18 protein-coding genes are annotated in these 19,092 nt (G+C 69.8%); 17 read left to right on the top strand and 1 reads right to left on the bottom strand.

Going from position 1 to position 19,092, the window contains the following annotated elements:
* Positions 1-76 precede the first annotated feature (76 nt).
* From BM396_RS20860 to BM396_RS20890, 8 genes are all read left to right on the top strand, one after another.
* Positions 77-2,221, top strand: a complete 2,145-nt coding sequence (locus BM396_RS20860; protein WP_043386451.1) for a sodium-translocating pyrophosphatase — start codon at positions 77-79, stop codon at positions 2,219-2,221.
* A 368-nt stretch (positions 2,222-2,589) separates the two neighbouring features.
* Complete coding sequence (locus BM396_RS20865; protein ID WP_236961966.1) at positions 2,590-3,423, top strand: Crp/Fnr family transcriptional regulator; 834 nt, start codon at positions 2,590-2,592, stop codon at positions 3,421-3,423.
* The gene (locus tag BM396_RS20870) at positions 3,420-5,930 is read left to right on the top strand and encodes a GAF domain-containing protein (RefSeq protein ID WP_051976212.1); all 2,511 of its coding nucleotides are present in this window, start codon (positions 3,420-3,422) and stop codon (positions 5,928-5,930) included. The genes BM396_RS20865 and BM396_RS20870 overlap by 4 nt, the downstream gene beginning before the upstream one ends.
* A 10-nt stretch (positions 5,931-5,940) precedes the next feature.
* Positions 5,941-6,315, top strand: coding sequence for a response regulator (locus BM396_RS20875; RefSeq protein ID WP_043348410.1), 375 nt, complete (start codon positions 5,941-5,943; stop codon positions 6,313-6,315).
* A 64-nt stretch (positions 6,316-6,379) separates the two neighbouring features.
* The gene (locus BM396_RS32890) at positions 6,380-6,544 is read left to right on the top strand and encodes a hypothetical protein (protein WP_158713296.1); all 165 of its coding nucleotides are present in this window, start codon (positions 6,380-6,382) and stop codon (positions 6,542-6,544) included.
* Between the two features lie 197 nt (positions 6,545-6,741).
* Positions 6,742-7,833: an alkene reductase gene (locus BM396_RS20880; protein WP_043348413.1), complete on the top strand. Its 1,092-nt coding sequence runs from the start codon at positions 6,742-6,744 to the stop codon at positions 7,831-7,833.
* 103 nt (positions 7,834-7,936) lie between these two features.
* Entirely contained in the window at positions 7,937-9,850 is a 1,914-nt protein-coding gene (locus BM396_RS20885; protein WP_043386448.1) for a PAS domain S-box protein, read from the top strand.
* 1 nt (position 9,851) lies between these two features.
* A complete protein-coding gene (locus BM396_RS20890) occupies positions 9,852-10,571 on the top strand; it encodes an HAD hydrolase-like protein (protein WP_043386446.1) in 720 nt (239 codons plus the stop codon).
* Here the strand turns inward: BM396_RS20890 and bamE are convergent.
* Positions 10,508-11,005, bottom strand: coding sequence for an outer membrane protein assembly factor BamE (gene bamE / locus BM396_RS20895; protein ID WP_043348419.1), 498 nt, complete (start codon positions 11,003-11,005; stop codon positions 10,508-10,510). The two genes, BM396_RS20890 and bamE, sit on opposite strands and share 64 nt — an antisense overlap.
* 155 nt (positions 11,006-11,160) lie before the next feature.
* Here bamE and BM396_RS20900 point away from each other — a divergent pair, with 155 nt between their 5' ends.
* The 9 genes from BM396_RS20900 to BM396_RS20940 all read left to right on the top strand — a co-directional run bounded on the left by BM396_RS20900 (position 11,161) and on the right by BM396_RS20940 (position 19,001).
* Complete coding sequence (locus BM396_RS20900; protein ID WP_043348434.1) at positions 11,161-11,730, top strand: ubiquinol-cytochrome C chaperone family protein; 570 nt, start codon at positions 11,161-11,163, stop codon at positions 11,728-11,730.
* Positions 11,727-12,242, top strand: coding sequence for a YceD family protein (locus tag BM396_RS20905; RefSeq protein WP_043386443.1), 516 nt, complete (start codon positions 11,727-11,729; stop codon positions 12,240-12,242). The genes BM396_RS20900 and BM396_RS20905 overlap by 4 nt, the downstream gene beginning before the upstream one ends.
* A 145-nt stretch (positions 12,243-12,387) precedes the next feature.
* Positions 12,388-13,422, top strand: a complete 1,035-nt coding sequence (gene plsX, locus BM396_RS20910) for a phosphate acyltransferase PlsX (RefSeq protein WP_043348438.1) — start codon at positions 12,388-12,390, stop codon at positions 13,420-13,422.
* A 105-nt stretch (positions 13,423-13,527) separates the two neighbouring features.
* Positions 13,528-14,535: a beta-ketoacyl-ACP synthase III gene (locus BM396_RS20915; RefSeq protein WP_051976215.1), complete on the top strand. Its 1,008-nt coding sequence runs from the start codon at positions 13,528-13,530 to the stop codon at positions 14,533-14,535.
* A 166-nt stretch (positions 14,536-14,701) separates the two neighbouring features.
* Positions 14,702-15,022, top strand: a complete 321-nt coding sequence (locus BM396_RS20920) for an integration host factor subunit alpha (RefSeq protein WP_043348440.1) — start codon at positions 14,702-14,704, stop codon at positions 15,020-15,022.
* Positions 15,023-15,267: 245 nt separating this feature from the next.
* Complete coding sequence (locus BM396_RS20925; RefSeq protein ID WP_043386442.1) at positions 15,268-15,759, top strand: MerR family transcriptional regulator; 492 nt, start codon at positions 15,268-15,270, stop codon at positions 15,757-15,759.
* Between the two features lie 87 nt (positions 15,760-15,846).
* On the top strand, positions 15,847-16,266 hold the full coding sequence (locus tag BM396_RS20930; RefSeq protein WP_043386440.1) for a hypothetical protein: 420 nt from the start codon (positions 15,847-15,849) through the stop codon (positions 16,264-16,266).
* A 120-nt stretch (positions 16,267-16,386) separates the two neighbouring features.
* Complete coding sequence (locus BM396_RS20935; protein ID WP_043348449.1) at positions 16,387-16,830, top strand: Ig-like domain-containing protein; 444 nt, start codon at positions 16,387-16,389, stop codon at positions 16,828-16,830.
* Positions 16,831-17,048: 218 nt separating this feature from the next.
* Positions 17,049-19,001, top strand: coding sequence for a PrkA family serine protein kinase (locus BM396_RS20940; protein ID WP_043348452.1), 1,953 nt, complete (start codon positions 17,049-17,051; stop codon positions 18,999-19,001).
* The last annotated feature ends 91 nt before the right edge of the window (positions 19,002-19,092 follow it).

Genomic DNA, 19,092 nt, shown 5'->3' on the forward strand with positions numbered 1-19,092 from the left:
CCCATGGCCGTCGTCCGGCGGTCAAGCTCGACAATCACAAGCCCACGCCAGGCACGATAATGACAAGGACGGTCGAATGATTCCCTTGCTTCTGATCATCGTGGGCGGGCTCTGCGCCGTCGCCTACGGCATCGTCACGATCCTCGACGTGATGCGGCGCGATGCCGGCACGCAGCGCATGCAGGAGATCGCCGCCGCCATCGCCGAGGGCGCGCAGGCCTATCTCCGGCGGCAATACACGACGATCGGCCTCGTCGGCGTCGTCCTGTTCGTCCTCCTCGCCGTCTTCCTCGGGATCAAGGTCGCGGTCGGCTTCCTGATCGGCGCCGTGCTGTCGGGGGCGGCGGGCTTCATCGGCATGAACGTCTCGGTCCGGGCCAATGTCCGCACGGCCCAGGCCGCCTCCACCTCGCTGGGCGGCGGCCTCGACGTCGCCTTCAAGTCGGGGGCGGTGACCGGCATGCTGGTGGCGGGCCTCGCGCTCCTTGGCGTCGTCCTCTACTACCTGTTCCTCACCCGCGGCGCCCATCTCGACCCGTCGAGCCGCGAGGTGATCGACGCGCTCGTCGCCCTGGGCTTCGGCGCCTCGCTGATCTCGATCTTCGCGCGCCTCGGCGGCGGCATCTTCACCAAGGGCGCCGATGTCGGCGGCGACCTCGTCGGCAAGGTCGAGGCCGGCATCCCGGAGGACGATCCGCGCAACCCCGCCACCATCGCCGACAATGTCGGCGACAATGTCGGCGACTGCGCCGGCATGGCGGCCGACCTGTTCGAGACCTACGCGGTGACGGTCGTCGCCACGATGGTGCTGGCCGCGATCTTCTTCTCCGGTCCCACGGGAAGCGGCCGCGACGTCCTCGAGCCGATGATGCTGTACCCGCTGGCCATCGGCTCGGCCTGCATCCTCACCTCCATCGCCGGCACCTACGCGGTGCGGCTCGGGGCCAACCAGTCGATCATGGGCGCCCTCTACAAGGGCCTGATCGCCGCGGGCGTTCTGTCGATCGGGGCGATCGCGGCGGTCAACATGACCCTGCTCGGGGGCTTCTCGACGACCTTCACCACCTCCACGGGCGTCACCTTCACGTCGGGCGGCCTGTTCGGATGCGCGGTGATCGGGCTCGCCATCACGGCGCTGATCGTGGTGATCACCGAGTACTACACGGGCACCAACTTCCGCCCGGTGAAGTCGATCGCCGACGCGTCGGTGACCGGCCATGGCACCAACGTGATCCAGGGGCTGGCGATCTCGCTGGAATCGACCGCGCTGCCGGCCATCGTGATCGTGGCCGGCATCATCAGCACCTACGCGCTCGCCGGCCTGTTCGGCATCGCCATCGCGGTCACCGCCATGCTGGCGCTGGCGGGCTTCATCGTGGCGCTCGACGCCTTCGGGCCGGTCACCGACAATGCCGGCGGCATCGCCGAGATGGCGGGCCTGCCCGCGGAGGTGCGCAAGTCCACGGACGCCCTCGACGCGGTCGGCAACACCACCAAGGCGGTGACCAAGGGCTACGCCATCGGCTCGGCGGGCCTCGGCGCGCTGGTTCTGTTCGCCGCCTACACGTCGGACCTGAACTACTTCATCGCCAATGCGAGCCCGACACAGTACCGCTTCTTCCAGGGCGTCAGCGTCGATTTCTCCCTGTCCAACCCCTACGTCGTGGTCGGCCTGCTGCTCGGCGGCCTGATCCCGTTCCTGTTCGCCGGCATCGCCATGACGGCGGTCGGGCGCGCGGCGGGCGCGGTGGTGGAGGAGGTCCGGCGCCAGTTCCGGGAGAAGCCCGGGATCATGCAGGGCACCGACCGGCCGGATTACGGACGGGCGGTGGACATGCTGACCCGCGCGGCGATCAAGGAGATGATCGTCCCCTCGCTCCTGCCGGTGCTGTCGCCGGTTGTGCTGTTCTTCGTGATCCAGCTGATCGCCGGAAAGAGCCAGGCCTTCGCCACGGTTGGGGCGAGCCTGCTCGGCGTGATCCTCACCGGACTCTACGTGGCGATCTCGATGACGTCGGGCGGCGGCGCCTGGGACAACGCCAAGAAGTACATCGAGGACGGCCACCACGGCGGCAAGGGCTCCGAGGCCCACAAGGCGGCGGTGACCGGCGACACGGTGGGCGACCCCTACAAGGACACCGCCGGTCCGGCGGTGAACCCGGCGATCAAGATCACCAACATCATCGCCCTGCTGCTGCTCGCGGTGCTGGCACACAGCTGATCGATGGATGGCCGAACCGAAGGTCGGCTTTCCGACCTCTCGGTTCCGCTTGCGGGCCATCTGAGGGATCACCGGCCGCACCGGATCCGGGCGGCCGTCTGCAGCCGATCCGCTTCCGGCCCGCACGGAGCCGGGCGGATCCTGCGGATGCCTCATCGCCGATCCGACAGGGCGAGGGGCACGGGCACCCGATCGGGCGGTGCCGGGGTTTGACTCTCGGACCGTCGCGGTCGGCGCGGCGACCTGCAGGACGCTGCGCCGACCGTGAACGACCGCGGCAATCCGTCATGTCGAGACCTCGCGTCCGCCGGCCATCATTTTAGCGGGAAGTGTTCACTCTTGAACGGACGCGGCGGCCAAGCTGGGCTATGCCGGCTCGTAGCGCCAGCCTGCCGCGACCGATGCCGCCGAACTCACCGTCCCCGCTGGAGCGGAACCTCCTGCTCCGCTCGCTGCCACCCGTCGAACGGTCGAGGCTTCTCCCCCATGCGGAGGTGGTCACACTGGTGCGCGGCGACGTCCTGTTCGAGCCGGGGGACGAGGTCACCGCGATGATCTTCCCGCTCGACGGGACGGTGGTCTCCCTGATCGTGCCGCTGGAGGAGGGCCGCACCATCGAGACCGCGACCGTCGGTCGTGAGGGGGCGCTCGGCGGCGTCGTGAGCCAGGGCTACCTCCCGGCCTTCAACCGCGCCGTCGTTCAGATGGGCGGGGCGGCGGTGCGGCTGGACGCGGCGCGGATGCAGGCGGCCAAGCGCACCTCGCTGCCGATCCGCAACGCCCTCGTGCGCTACGCCGACTGCCTCCTCGCGCAGGTGGTCCAGTCCGTCGCCTGCAATGCCGCCCATCCCATCGAACAGCGGTGCGCGCGCTGGGTGCTCGCCCTGCACGACCGGCTCGCCACCGACGTCCTGCCGGTCACCCAGGACATGCTGGCGGAGATGCTCGGGGTGCGCCGGACCTATCTCAGCGGCATCCTCAACCGGCTCCAGGCCCAGGGGCTCATCGAGATGGGCCGGGCCAGGATCACGGTCCGCGACCGGCCGGCTCTGCAGGCGGCGTCCTGCGAATGCCATCGCCGGGTGCAGGAGCACTTCGCCCTCGTCCTCGGCGCGACCTTCACGCCGGCCGGAACCCTCGTCGCGCTCGACCCCGACGGCGCGCCCGATCCCCTGGCGACGCACGGGGCCATTTCCGCATGACCGTGATCGACATGGAAGGCGTCGAGCATCTCATCGCCGCCGACCTGCGTCTCGCCGCGCTCAAGGCCTACGGCATCCTCGACACCCCGCCCGAGGCCGCCTTCGACGGCATCGTGCGGCTGGCGACCCGGCTGTGCCTGACCCCGGTCGCCCTCGTCAGCTTCGTGGCCGCCGACCGCCAGTGGTTCAAGGCACGGATCGGTTTTCCTTCGTGCGAGACCGACCTCGAGCGCTCGGTCTGCAAGTACGCGCTGGCCGAGCCGGACCTGCTGATCGTGCCCGACCTCGCGGCCGACCCGCGCACGGCCGACAACCCCCTCGTCACTGGGGAGCCGTTCATCCGGTTCTACGCCGGGGCGCCCCTGCGCGCGCCCGACGGGCAGGTGCTCGGCTCGCTCTGCGTCATCGACACCGTGCCCCGGCCCCAGGGGCTGACCCCTGAGCAGCAGGAGGACCTGCGCATCCTGGCGGCCCAGGTCGTCACCCAGCTGCAGATGCGCCGGGCCGTGGACGAACGCGATCAGGTCCTTGCGTTCCAGGCCGCCGAGCTGCGGCGGGCGCACCGGCTCGACGTCATCGCCACCGCCTCCACGGCCCTGCTCACCGCCGACGACCCCTCCGCGGTCCTCGAACCCATTCTGAGGGACGGGGCCGACGCCCTCGGGTTCGACCGGGCCTGCCTCTACGACGTAACGCCGGACCGGCAGCACCTGCGCCTGACCCACGCGGTCAACATCTCTCCGGACGGGCGCGAGCGCCTGAAGCGCCTGCCGTTCGGGACTCCGCTCTGCGGCATCGTCGCGGAGACCCGTCAGCCCCTGATCCTCAGCGGGTTACAGGCCAGTCTCGATCCGCGATGGGAGGTGGCCCGCGGCAACGGCCTCGACGCCTATGCCGGGTTCCCCATCGTCAGCCGGGGCGAACTCTGCGCGGTCATCGCCTTCGCCTCGACGCGGGTGGCCGCCTTCGACCGCGAGACCGTGGCGTTCTTCGAGACGCTCGCCCGCCTGATGGCGGCGGTCCACGAGCGCCTCGACGGCGAGGACGCCCTCGCCGAGAGCCGGGCCTACTGGCGCAGCCTGTTCGAGCGGCTGTGCGAGGGCTTCATCGTCGGCGAGGTCATCCGCGAGGCCGGACAGGTGACCGACTGGCGCTACGTCGAGGTCAACCGTGCCTGGGGCGACCTCGTCGGCATCGACGTGAACCAGGTTGCCGGCCGGACCATCCGCGAGGTCTTCCCCGGTATCGAGGACGCCTGGGTCAATGAGTTCGCACAGGTGGTGGAGAGCGCGGAACCGCGCGAGTTCCTGCGGCGGGTCGGGACGCTCGACCGCTGGTACGAGGGCCGCGCCTTCGCCATCGGCGCCGACCGCTTCGCCGTCACCTTCCTCGAAGTCACCGACCGGGTCCAGGCCGAGGCGCGACGTACGGCCCTGCTGAGCCTCGGCGACCGGTTCCGCGACCTGACAGAGGCCCCGGAGATGATCCAGGCCGCCGCCGAGATCGTCGGCACGACCCTCGGCGTCACGCGGGCCGGCTATGGCCATATCGACGGCGACGTCGAATTCGTCGACATCGAGGAGGGCTGGACCGCACCGGGCGTCGCCAGCATCGCCGGGCGGCACCGCTACGCCGATTTCGGCGACATCCGCGAGCACCTTCGGCGCGGCGAGCCGCTGGTCATCGAGGACGTGCGAACCGATCCGAGAACGTCCTCGGATCCCCGGCTGATGCTCGACGTCGGCATCGGCGCGCTCGTGAACATGCCGGTTCGCGAGCGGGGACGCACGGTGGCGGTGTTCATCGTGCAGGACGACAAGCCCCGCCGATGGTCGCCGGAAACCCTGGCCTTCGTGCGCAACGTCGCCGAGCGTCTGGAGTCGGGCGTCGCCCGGCTCGAGGCCGAGGAGCAGCAGCGCATCCTCAACGAGGAGATCTCGCATCGCCTGAAGAACATGCTCGCGATGGTGCTGTCGATCGCCACGCAGACCCTTCGCGGTGTCCCCGACCGCGCTCCTGTGGAAGCCTTCGAGCGGCGCATCCACGCGCTGTCGACCGCCCACAACGTGCTCCTCCACAAGACATGGACGAGCGCCCCGGTCCGCGAGGTCGTCCATGCGGTCCTCGGCGCCGCGGGGCATGGCGACCGCATCACGGTCACGGGCCCCGATTTCGATCTCGGGCCGCGCGCGACGCTCTCGGTCTCGCTCCTGCTGCACGAACTGGCGACCAATGCCGCCAAATACGGGGCCTTGTCGGTCCCCGACGGGCGGGTCGCCGTGACGTGGCGCCTGGATGAGGGCATCGGGGAGCGTGAGGTCGTGCTCGACTGGGTCGAGCGGGGCGGCCCGCCACCTGTGGCCCCCGCGCACTCCAAGCGCGCCGGGTTCGGCTCGCGCCTCATTCGTTTGGGATTGGCCGGATCCGGCGGCGTCGACCTTCGTTACCCTTCCTCTGGCTTCGAAGCGACGCTGCGTGCGCTGCTCGTCCAATTGCAGCATGGATAAGGAGCGAGCCGTGGCTGCAGGGACTGCGAGGCGGAATGCCATCCTCGTCATCGAGGATGAGCCGGTCATGCGCCTCATGGCTGTCGACCTCGTCGAGGAGGCGGGGTTCGAGGCCCTGGAAGCGTTCGACGCCGAGGAAGCGGTGCGCCTAATGGAGGCGCGGCCCGACATCGTCCTCGTCTTCTCCGACATCGACCTCGGCATCGGCATGGCGGGTCTGGACCTCGCCCATGCGATCCGAGACCGTTGGCCGCCGGTCGAGATCATCATGACCTCGGGGAAGATTCAGCCCGAACCCGGGGATCTGCCAGAGCGCGGGCGCTTCTTCGAGAAGCCCTACCGCCGCGACGAGGTCGCCGCGGCGATGCGCGAACTCGCAGCCTGACCGGACGTCGGGGCGATCGGCCGAGCCGGATCCTGCCTCTCCGGCATCGGCCGCGCGGCCCGGCATGGAGACCGACACCCAGGCCGGACCGGACGACCCGAAGCCGCATGGCCGGCGTCGACTCCGGATATCCGGAGACGCGCGGCGACGACACGGGCGCATCGGCGCCGACCCGGCGACCGACGGCGGCATCGGTGAGCGCCTTCTCGTCGACCGGCCCGAACGGTGACCGCGGACCGCACGGTGCGGATCAGTCGACAGGGCCGGGTTCCGAGCGAGCCCGGCTGTTCACCATTCACCGTGTGCGCCCCCGCACGCGCCTGTCAGCCCTGCTGCGCTGCACCTTGGCATCGCGGCGGCGCAGCGCCACCTCGGCGCGGGAATAAAACCGGACGCGGCCTGCGCCGCACCACAACGAGGTACCTCATGCCGTCCCTGCTCGACCCGATCCGTATCGGCGCCATCGAGGCGAAGAACCGGATCTTCATGGCGCCCCTGACGCGCGGCCGCGGCACCCGCGAGCACGTGCCGACCCCGATCATGGCCGAGTATTACGCCCAGCGCGCCGGCGCGGGCCTGATCCTCACCGAGGCCACCGGCATCAGCCAGGAGGGTCTCGGCTGGCCCTACGCGCCGGGGATCTGGTCCGACGCCCAGGTCGACGCGTGGCGGCCGATCGTGAAGGCCGTGCACGACAAGGGCGGCAAGATCGTCTGCCAGATCTGGCATATGGGGCGGCTGGTCCACCCGGACTTCCTGGGCGGCGAGAAGCCGATCTCGGCCTCTGCCACGACGGCGCCCGACCAGGCGCACACGTATTCCGGCAAGAAGCCCTATGCCGAGGCGCGCCCGCTGGAGGTCTCGGAAGTGCCGCGCCTGCTCGCCGATTACGAGCGGGCCACCGCCAATGCCCTGGCGGCCGGCTTCGACGGCGTGCAGATCCACGCCGCGAACGGCTACCTGATCGACGAATTCCTCCGTGACGGCACCAACCACCGCACCGACCAGTACGGCGGCTCCATCGAGAACCGCGTGCGGCTGCTGCGCGAGGTGACCGAGGCTGTGGCGAAGGTGGCCGGGCCGGAGCGCACCGGCGTGCGGCTCTCGCCCAACGGCGCGATCCAGGGCTGCAACGATTCCGATCCGGAGCCGCTGTTCGTGGCCGCCGCCCAGGCGCTCGCCGATGTCGGGATCGCTTTCCTGGAGATGCGCGAGCCGGGGCCGAACGGCACCTTCGGCAAGGCCGACCACCCGCCGATCGCCCCGGCGATGCGGCGCGTGTTCCGCAACCCCATGATCCTGAACGCCGATTACGACGGCATCAGCGGCCAGAAGGTTCTGGATGCCGGCGAGGCCGACGCCATCGCGTTCGGCCGGACCTTCATCGCCAATCCGGACCTCGTCGAGCGGATCGCCCAGAAGGCGCCGCTCAACAAGGACGACGCCGCGACGTGGTACAGCCAGGGGCCCGAGGGCTACATCGACTACCCGACCCTGACGAAGTCCCGCGCCGCCTGACGCGCCCCGGCCAGCATCGTCTGCCGGGCCCCGGCGGGCACGGCAGGAAAGCGCGGCGGTCCCTAGGCAGGGGGCCGCTGCGCGCCTATGTGAGGGCAGGACCATGGATGTGCCTGCACCTCACGCGCTCGCGGAAGCCGGACCGACCGATGGACGCTGGAGCGCCGCGGATCGGATCGCGGAACTTCGTGATCTCGCGATCCTCGATTCGGAGCCGGAGCCGCTCTACGACGATCTCGTGCGGGTCGCAGCCTATGTCTGCCGCGCGCCGGTCGCCCTCGTCAGCCTGGTGGATGCCGAGCGGCAGTGGTTCAAGTCGGAGGTGGGCCTCGGCAAGCGCGAACTGCCGATCAACTGCTCGGTCTGTGCCCATACGATCGAGGCGGGCGATCTTCTCGTCATCCCGGATCTGACCACCGACCCGCGGACCACTGAGAACCCCCTCGTGACCGGGGCGCCGGCCTTCCGCTTCTATGCGGGCGCGGTGATCCGCGGCAATCATGGCATTCCGATCGGTGCCCTGTGCGTGCTGGACCGGGCCCCGCGGCCGGACGGCCTCGATTCCGAGCAGACCGCGACCCTGCTGGCGTTGGCACGTCAGATCTCGAGCCTGCTGGAGCATCGCCGGACGCTGGCGCGGGTCGCCGCCCGCGAGGCGGAGATCGCCGCGAGCGAGCGCCGCTTCCGCGTGATGACCTCCGCCATGCCCCAGATGGTCTGGACCACCCGGCCGGACGGGTTCCACGATTATTACAACGACCGCTGGTACGAGTTCACCGGCGTGCCCTACGGCTCCACCGACGGCGAGGGCTGGAACGGGGTGTTCCACCCCGAGGACCAAGAGCGGGCCTGGGCGCGGTGGCGCCACTGCCTCAGGACGGGCGAGCCCTACGAGATCGAGTACCGCCTGCGCCACCACAACGGCGATTACCGCTGGACGCTCGGGCGCGCCATGCCGATCCGGGACGCCGAGGGGCGGATCGAGCGCTGGTTCGGGACCTGTACCGATATCGACGACCTGAAGCGTGCCGAGGCCGAAGCCCGCAAGCTCGCCGTGATCGTCGAGACCTCCAAGGATTTCATCGGGCTCTGCACCCTCGAGGGCGAGATCACCCATCTCAACGAGGCCGCCCTGGCCCTGGTCGGCCTGCCCAACCTCGCCGCCGCCCGGGCGTGCACGGTGTCTGACTTCTTCACCGACGACAGCCGCCGGATCCTGGCCGAGACCGTCATGCCGGCGGTGCGCCGGGACGGGTTCTGGGAGGGCGAGCTGGCCTTCCGGCACTTCGTCACCGGCGAGCCGTTGGCGGTGCTCTACAACATCTTCCCGGTGCGCGATCCGATGGGGACCGAGGTGGGATACGCCACCGTCACCCGCGACCTGCGCGAGGCGAAGCGCGCCGAGGAGGCGCGGGACCTTCTGATCCGCGAGCTGTCGCACCGGATCAAGAACATCTTCGCGGTGGTCGGCGGCCTCGCCGCGCTGACCGCCCGGAGCGATCCTGCGGCCAAGCCGTTCGTGGCGGCGTTCCGCGAGCGACTGGGCGCCCTGGCCCGGGCCCACGAATATGTTCGCCCCCATTCCCCCGACAGCGCCCCGCCGGTGGCCGGTCAGACGGTGCTCGGGCTGATGCGCCTGATCATGGCCGCCTACGAGGAGAACGGACGCGCGCGCGTGGTGATCACCGGGGACGATGCCGAGATCGGCGAGCGCACCGCCACCGCCCTCGCGCTGATCATGCACGAGCAGGCGACCAACGCGGTCAAGTACGGGGGGCTCTCGACGCGGGAGGGCGGCGTCTCGCTGAGCGGGGCCCGGGAGGCAGGCCGCTATACGCTGACATGGCGCGAGGAGGGCGGCCCCCAGGTTGCCGGCGCGCCGCTCCGGAAGGGGTTCGGCACCGTTCTGGCCGAGCGCAGCGTCGCCGGCCAGCTCGACGGCGTGCTGGAGCACGACTGGGCGCCGGGCGGTCTCCTGATGCGGCTCTGTGTCCCGCTCGAGAACCTGCGGACCTGACATGACCCGGCCGCCGGCCGCTCCACGGCCGCGTCTCGTCGTCCTCGATTTCGACGGTACCCTGGCCGACAGCTTCCCGTGGTTCTGTTCGGTTCTGAACGGGGTCGCCGACCGCTACCGCTTCCGCCGGGTCGAGGCCCATGAGGTCGAGGGTCTGCGGCTCCTGGGCGCCCGGGCGATCGTGGCCCATCTCGGCATCCCGCGCTGGAAGCTGCCGCTCATCGCCCGCCACATGCACAGGCTGGCCGCGCGCGACGCCGGGCAGATCGCCCTGTTTCCCGGCGTTCCGGCGATGCTGGCCGCGGTCGCGGAGGCGGGCGTGCCGCTGGCGATCCTGTCGTCGAACCGCGCCGACACGGTGCGGCGGGTGCTCGGACCGGACAATGCCGACCGCATCGGCACCTATGCCTGCGGGGCCTCGGTCTTCGGGAAGGCGCGTCGGCTGCGGACGCTGCTCGCACGGACCGGCGTGGCGCCCGACCGGGCTCTCTGCATCGGCGACGAGATCCGCGACCTCGAGGCGGCGCGCGCCCTGGGCTGTCCCTTCGGCGCCGTGGCCTGGGGCTATACCGATTCCGGGGCTCTCGCGGCCCTCGGCCCCGAGCACCTGTTCTCGGAGCCGGCGGAGATCGCCCGCCTCGTGGCGGGCGATGCCGATCACATGCCGCGATTAGCGCCTGGCACGACGCTGGTGCCGCTGCCGCTGCCGAACGGCTCGTAGCGGGTCAGGCCGCGGAACAGCTGGCTGAGGAAGGCGCGGTCGGCGCCGCTCGTCGGCGTCGTGCGTTCGATGAAGTCGAAGATCCGGCCGTCCTGGAGGCCGTAGAGCGCCACCCGCTCGACCTTGAAGGCGGGCGAGAAATAGACCGCCGTCACCTTCTGGTCCTCGACCTGCTCACCTAGGAACATGATCGTCCGGCGGGTGTTCTGCGAGATGTAGTACCAGGACTTGTTGCCCACGGTGGACACCGTCGACGGCGTGCCGAGGATCTGCAGGACCTGCTCGGGGCTCATGCCGGGCTTGATCGTGGCGAGTGCCGCCTGGTCGACCTGATAGCCGTGACGCAGCTCCTCGCCGATGCAGCCGGACAGGCCGGTTCCCGCAAGGCCGAGCAGGGCGAGGCGCGCGAAGGACTGGACGAGACGGCGCCGCATCGGGCCCCCAGAGAGCGTGTTGACGGACGGGGCGCAACCGTCGTCGCCGACACGGGGCTCCGACGGCGCTTGCGCCCTGGGCGTGGGTTGCCGTACCGCGGGGTTATGGCTTTGACAAGGCAAGCTTGGCCACAGATGGCCGGGGTTCGGCACCGATGATCGCCGGGTTGTTCCGGCGCGCGAGCGCGCGGCGCCGCGCCGTCGAGGGGCTGCACGTGGCCTTGAGCATGGCCGCGCGCCGGCCGGGCCTCTACACGCGCCTCGGCGTGCCCGATACCGTGGAGGGCCGGTTCGAGGCCCTTTGCCTGCACGCGATCCTGGTCCTGCGCCGGCTGAACCGGCTGCCGGCGCCGGCGTCCGAGGTGGCCCAGGATCTCGTGAATTCGGTCTTCACCCAGCTCGACGCCTCGCTGCGCGAACTCGGTGTCGGCGACATGGGCGTGTCCAAGCGGATGAAGAAGCTCGGCGCCGCCTTTTACGGCCGGGCCGAGGGCTACGATGCCGCCCTGGAGGCCGGCGACGCGGCGGCGCTGCGCGCCGTTCTCGTCCGCAACGTGCTGGGCGGCGAGGGTGACGGGCGCGGTCTTGCCGCCTACGTGCAGTCCGCCGACGCCGCCCTCGCCGGCGCCGATCTGGACGGGCTGCTCGGGGCTGGGCCGCCCTTCCCGGAGCCGGACGGCTTCGCGCCGGCATCGGTCCACGCTGGAGATGGAGGAAATTCATGACCCGCCACGCCGGCCAGGAGGGCTTTCCCCTCGCGCGCTGGGTCAATGTCGAGCGCCTGCCCCAGGGGCGCGGCGCCGTCACCGTGGAGGCGAGCCCGGCCGAATGCGCGGCGCTCGCCGCCGATTTCGGCATCCCCGGGATCCGCGATCTGGTCGGGCGCTTCGCCATCGAGGGGCCGACCAGCCGGCTCACCGTGACCGGCGCGGTGGAAGCCCTGGTGACGCAGGTCTGCACCGTGAGCCTCGAACCCTTCGAGGCGCCGGTCCATGAACCGGTCGAGGTGGTGTTCACCGATACCGACCGGCTCGCCGGCACCGAGGCCGAGGAGGCCGACATCCCCGACCCGCTGGTCGGCGGCCGCATCGATTTCGGGGCGCTCACCGCCGAGTTCCTGGCGCTCGGCCTCGATCCCTATCCGCGCAAGCCCGGCATCACCTTCGAGCCGGTGGTGGCGGGCGACGATGCGGGGCCCCTCGACGGCCTGCGCAAGCTCCGCGACGGCGGAGCCTGAGGCCGTCGGCGACCGCCCGGAAGCCCGCGCCGCCCGATTTCATTTGCCCGCCGGGCCGGTATCGCTATGGTCCGCCGCGCCCGGCGGGCCCCGTCCCGCCGACGTCTGAACCCTTTCCCGCCGAGACCCGCGACCCGCTACCGACATGTCCCAACGCGTGTGCATCTCGCTCGACGCCATGGGTGGCGACCACGGGCCCACCACGGTCGTGCCCGGCGCGGCCCTGGCCCGGGAGCGTCATCCCGGCACCACCTTCCTGATGTTCGGCGACGAGGCCGTGATCGCGCCGCTGGTCGCCAAGGAGCCCCGGCTCAAGGATTGCGTCGAGATCCGCCACACCAGCGTGGCCGTGGCCATGGACGACAAGCCCAGCCAGGCGGTGCGCCAGGGCCGGGGCAAATCGTCCATGTGGCAGGCGATCCAGGCGGTGCGCGACGGGCAGGCCGATGCCTGCGTGTCGGCCGGCAACACCGGCGCCCTGATGGCGATGTCGAAGATCTGCCTGAAGACCATGTCGGGCATCGAGCGTCCGGCCATCGCCTGCCTGTGGCCGACCGTGCGCGGCGAGAGCGTCGTGCTCGACGTCGGCGCCACCATCGGCACGGATGCCGAGCACCTCGTCGAGATGGCCGTGATGGGCTCCGCCATGGCCCGGATCGTGTTCGACCTCGACCGGCCCACCGTCGGCCTGCTCAATGTCGGCACCGAGGAGATGAAGGGCAACGAGGCGGTCAAGGAGGCCGCCCGGATCCTGCGCGAGATGGAGAGCCCCGGCCTCACCTATCACGGCTTCGTCGAAGGCACCGATCTCGGGCGCGGCACCGTCGACGTGGTGGTGACCGAGGGGTTCACCGGCAACATCGCCCTCAAGACCGCCGAGGGCACCGCCAAGCAGATCGGCACGTATCTCCGCGCCGCCATGACCCGGACGCTGGCCGCCAAGATCGGCGCCCTGTTCGCCCGGCAGGCCTTCAAGGCCCTCAAGGACAAGATGAACCCAAGCCGGGCCAATGGCGGGGTGTTCCTCGGCCTCGAAGGCATCGTCATCAAGAGCCACGGTTCGGAGAATGCGCAGGGCTTCGCCGCGGCGATCGATCTGGCGCACGACATGGCGCGCCATGACATGATCCGCACGATCCGCGAGATGCTCGACCAGACCGCGGCGCTGGCGCCGGCGTGACGCCGGTGCCGGACTGAGCCCCCGTCGACGGATGGGATGGAAATCGGACGGCTGCGGCTTCACAACTGGAAATTGTGAATCTGGCGTCGTCCGGGAAGGACAATGATGGCAACCCTCCGCACTGACCCCGAGCCGCACCGGCGCGCGCCCCCTCTGCGCTCGGTGGTGGTGGGGACCGGATCGAGCCTGCCCGCACGGGTGGTGACGAATGCCGATCTGGCCGAGCAGATGGACACCTCCGACGCGTGGATCGTCCAGCGGACCGGGATCCGCCAGCGGCACATCGCGGCCGCCGACGAGACCACCTCGGTCCTCGGCGCGCGCGCGGCCCGGGCCGCCCTGGAGGATGCCGGCCTGACCGCCGACGACATCGACCTCGTGATCTGCGCCACCTCGACGCCGGACCACACCTTTCCGGCGACCGCGACCCAGATCCAGGCGGCGCTGGGCATCCATCAGGGCGCGGCCTTCGACCTGCAGGCGGTCTGCGCCGGCTTCGTCTTCGCGGTCTCGACCGCCGACAAGTTCCTGACCACGGGCGCGGCCCGCCGCGCGCTGGTGGTCGGCGCCGAGACCTTCTCGCGGATTGTCGACTGGGAGGACCGCACCACCTGCGTGCTGTTCGGCGACGGGGCCGGCGCCATCGTGCTGGAGGCGCAGGACGAGGCCGGGGACCGCGGCGTGCTCAGCGCGAGCCTGCGGTCGGACGGGCGCCACCGGGAAAAGCTCTATGTCGACGGCGGTCCGGGTTCCACCGGCACGACCGGCCACCTGCGCATGGAGGGCCGCGACGTGTTCCGGTTCGCCGTGGGGCAGGTCACCGACGTCATCGTCGAGGCTTTCGCGCAGGCGGGCGTCACCGCGGAGGAGCTCGACTGGTTCGTGCCGCATCAGGCCAATCGCCGGATCATCGAGGCCTCGGCCGACAAGATCGGAATCGCCCGGGAGAAGATCGTGCTGACGGTGGACCGCCACGGCAACACGTCGGCGGCCTCGATTCCCCTGGCCCTCGACGTGGCGCGGCGGGACGGTCGCATCCAGGCGGGCGACCTCGTGATGATCGAGGCGATCGGCGGCGGGTTCAGCTGGGGTGCGGCGCTGATCCGCTGGTGAGGCTTCGGGCGGGCGCCTGAAACGATTCGCGGCCCCGCTGCGGTTGACCGGGGGCGGAGCGCCGATTAGCGTGCCGGATCATAGGGATACGCCTTCAGCGTTTGGTGTGGCCGCGCGTGCCGCACCATGCGTCATGGGGCGAAGGATGCGGGCGAGGGGACACGGCATGGCAGGCAAGACGGTGACGCGCGCCGACTTGAGCGAGGCCGTCTACCATCAGGTGGGCCTGTCGCGGACCGAGTCGGCCGCCCTCGTCGAGACCGTGCTGTCGGAGATCTGCAGCTGCCTGGCGAGCGGCGAGACGGTGAAGCTGTCCTCGTTCGGCTCCTTCGTGGTGCGCAGCAAGGGCAAGCGCGTCGGCCGCAACCCCAAGACCGGGGTCGAGGTCGCGATCGAGCCGCGGCAGGTGATGGTGTTCAAGCCGTCCAACGTGCTCAAGGCCAAGATCAACGGCCTGAATGGCACGGGCGTTCACGACGACGATTGAGCGGGTCCGCGTGCGGGTTCGCCTCCTGCGGGGCCTGCGCCCCGGAACGGGCTGCGATTCATCCTGCCCCGCCCTTGTGCCGGATGCCCGCAAGGTCGCGGACGGTGATCCGGAGCCCGGCACACGACGCACCGCACAAGCGGCACCCGCTCCAAACGCCGCCGGATTCCTCAGCCTCTCAGGCTTGAGTGCGACCCTGCGACCGGTCAAGATCGGGGCGTTCCGAGCCCATTCGCAAGACACCCATGCCGCCAGCCCTCGCCGCCGCACAGACCGACGAACCGCCGACCGGGATCGGCGAGAAAAGCGCCCATGCGTTCCGGACGATCAGCGAGGTGGCCGAGGAACTCGACGTGCCCCAGCACGTGCTGCGGTTCTGGGAGACCCGCTTTGGCCAGATCCGTCCCGTGAAGCGGGCGGGTGGACGGCGCTATTATCGGCCCCAGGATGTCGAGCTGGTGGCGGGCATCCGGCATCTCCTGCACGTGCAGCGCTACACCATCGCGGGGGCGCAGCGGGTCCTCAAGGAGAACGGCGTCCGCTTCGTGCAGGCGGTCGGCCGCGGCGAGGCCGTGGCGGCCGAACCCCTGATTCAGGAGGTCGAGACGGAGGCGGGCGCCCGGTCCGGCACTCTCGGAGCCTCCGACCGGGCGTCCCTGGCCGAAGCCCTGGAGGAATTGCGGGCCTGCCGCGCCCTGCTCGATGGCCTGCGCAAGATGCCCGACCTGGAGGCCTGACCGGCCCAGCCTGACCGTGTCGGCACGACCGCGCGATCCGACACGCGGCCAGCGAACTTTCCGGCGACAACCTGCGTTGTCGCCCGCATGGCCGCGCCCAAACCCAAGTTGACGCCCAGCCAGGAACTGATGGCCCGCATCATGCGGATCGTCCGCACATGCCCGGACGCGGCGTCCGAAGTCCTGGAACTGATGTTCCTCGTCAGCCAGATCGAGGCGGCTACCGGCGTCGACCGCGAGTACCGCGACGCCAAGCGCGTGATCAGCCGCCTGCGCAATCCGCTCTGGGAGATGGGTCCCACCGACCGGGAGAAACTCCTCGCGGCCGCCGAGACGATTCGCCGGGTCTGCCGTCTGGCCGAGGATGAGATTCCCCCCGCTCCGCTTGCCGATGCCGGGGAGCGCGCGCGGGTCGAAGGGCGGCTCGCCGCCGCCCTGGCCGGCGAATTCGATGCCGCGCAGATCGCCCGCATCACCGGTATCGTCGCGGCGGCGCTCCAGAATTAAGGGGCCGTCCGGGCCCTCGACGCCCGTGCGCGGCGTCCCCACATGGTCTCCACCGAGGAACGGGGCATCCGGACGCGCGTCCGGAGACAGGTCCCGGCTCGGCACTGGAGAGACGCTTCCATGATTGCCCTTCGTCCGCTCGCCGCGCTGCTCGTCGGGAGCATGGCCCTCGCCGGCCCGGCGCTGGCCCAGGCGCCCGCCAGCCGAACCAAGACCGTGGCGCCCGGCAAGACCGTGCGCATCGAGATCGCGCCGAACCTCAAGAAGGATTGTTCTCCTGGGCCGATGCCCGAGTTCAAGGTCTCCGGGCCGCCCAAGAACGGCTCGGTGATCACCAAGGTCGGCAAGCTGAAGACACCGGCGAGCTATCGCTGTCCCAACAAGGAGGCGGCCGTCCAGGCGCTGTTCTACCAGCCCAACTCCGGTTTCACCGGAACCGACGAAGTGACGTTCGAGGTCAAGAGCTCCGACGGTCAAGTGCAGACGCAGACCGTCAAGATTACGGTCGCGGCGTCCGGTGCCAAATCGGGAGACGATGGCAAGAAAGAGGGCACGGATTTGTGAGCCTGGGCCCGCTTAGGCGGTATCTGCCCAGTTCAGCGGCTCGTGCAGCCGTTCGGGGGCCGCACGGAGTCTCATCTGTGCGGCCTTCAGCGCTCGGGAGTGTTGCAAGCAATCGACATGCCGGGCGCCACGCTCGCCGCACTGCGACAAAAGCGGGCCTGTCGGTTGCATCCAAGCCGAGACAGGATGAAGCTGTCACGGTCTGAGAGGGTTATCGAATGCCCATGCATGCGACGAACGACCTTTTCCAGAGCTTCGCCCGAGGGTACGAGGCCCGCCGCGACACGGAGATGACGCTCTCCGAGTACCTGGAGGCCTGTCGCGACGAGCCCCTGATGTACGCCTCGGCCGCAGAGCGCATCCTCGCGGCGATCGGCGAACCCGAATTCGTGGACACCGCCAAGGATTCGCGCCTCGGCCGGATCTTCATGAACCGGACGATCCGGACCTACCCGGCCTTCCGGGAGTTCTACGGCATGGAGGAGACGATCGAGCGGATCGTCTCGTTCTTCCGCCACGCCGCGCAGGGGTTGGAGGAGCGCAAGCAGATCCTCTACCTGCTGGGCCCGGTGGGCGGCGGTAAGTCGTCGCTGGCCGAGCGGCTGAAGCTCCTGATGGAGGTTCATCCCGTCTACGTCCTCAAGGCCGGGGACGAGGTCTCGCCGGTCTTCGAGAGCCCGCTGGGCCTGTTCGATCCCGAGACGATGGGCGAGGAGATCCAGCGCCGTTACGGCATCCCGCGCCGGCGGCTGACCGGCCTGATGAGCCCCTGGGCGCTCAAGCGCCTCGACGAGTTCAACGGCGACATCTCGCGCTTCAAGGTGATCAAGGTCCGGCCCTCCCGGCTGCGCCAGATCGCCATCGCCAAGACCGAGCCGGGGGACGAGAACAACCAGGACATCTCCTCGCTGGTCGGCAAGGTCGACATCCGGCGCCTGGAGACCCTGTCGCAGGCGGATCCAGACGCCTACTCGTATTCGGGCGGCCTGAACCGCGCGAACCAGGGCATCCTCGAGTTCGTCGAGATGTTCAAGGCGCCGATCAAGATGCTGCACCCGCTGCTCACGGCGACGCAGGAGGGCAACTACGTCGGCACCGAGAATATCGGCGCGATCCCGTTCACCGGCGTGATCCTGGCCCACTCGAACGAGGCCGAGTGGCAGACCTTCAAGACCAACAAGAACAACGAGGCCTTCATCGACCGGATCTACGTGATCAAGGTCCCGTACTGCCTGCGCGTCACCGAGGAGCAGCGGATCTACGAGAAGCTGATCTCCAGCTCGGAACTCTCGGACGCCGCCTGCGCCCCCGGCACGCTGGAGATGCTGGCGCGCTTCTCGGTCCTGTCCCGCTTGCGCGAGCACGCCAATTCCAACGTCTTCTCGAAGATGCGGGTCTACGACGGCGAGTCCCTGCGCGAGGTCGATCCCCGCGCCCGCTCGATGCAGGAATACAAGGATACGGCCGGCGTCGACGAGGGCATGGACGGAATCTCCACCCGCTTCGCCTTCAAGGTCCTGGCCGCGACCTTCAACCACGACACCACCGAGGTCTCGGCCGATCCGGTGCATCTGATGTACGTGCTGGAGCAGTCGCTCAAGCGCGAGCAGCTGCCGCCCGAGACCGAGAAGAAGTACCTGGAATTCATCAAGACCGAGCTGGCCCCGCGCTATGCGGAGTTCATCGGGCACGAGATCCAGAAGGCCTATCTCGAATCGTACCACGATTACGGGCAGAACCTGTTCGACCGGTATATCGACTATGCCGACGCCTGGATCGAAGACCAGGACTTCAAGGATGCCGAGACCGGGCAGCTCATGAACCGGGAGCTCCTGAACCAGGAGCTCACCAAGATCGAGAAGCCCGCCGGGATCGCCAATCCGAAGGACTTCCGCAACGAGGTGGTCAAGTTCGCCCTGCGCTCCCGAGCCCAGCACGGCGGCCGCAACCCGAGCTGGACCTCCTACGAGAAGCTGCGCGAGGTGATCGAGCGGCGAATGTTCTCCCAGGTGGAGGAACTGCTGCCGGTGATCTCCTTCGGTTCCAAGAAGGATGGCGAGACCGAGAAGAAGCACGGCGAGTTCGTCGAGCGCATGGTCGCGCGCGGCTACACCGAGCGGCAGGTTCGCCGTCTGGTGGAATGGTACATGCGGGTGAAGCAGGCCGGCTGAGGCGCGGGGTGTCCGGCCGGGTCCAATCCGGCCGGCACAGGGTTCGACCCTGAGATCCGACCCTTTGCCGCCACAGTTTCGGACGACCGGC

The organism is Methylobacterium sp. UNCCL125 (assembly GCF_900116795.1).
GTDB lineage: Bacteria > Pseudomonadota > Alphaproteobacteria > Rhizobiales > Beijerinckiaceae > Methylobacterium > Methylobacterium fujisawaense.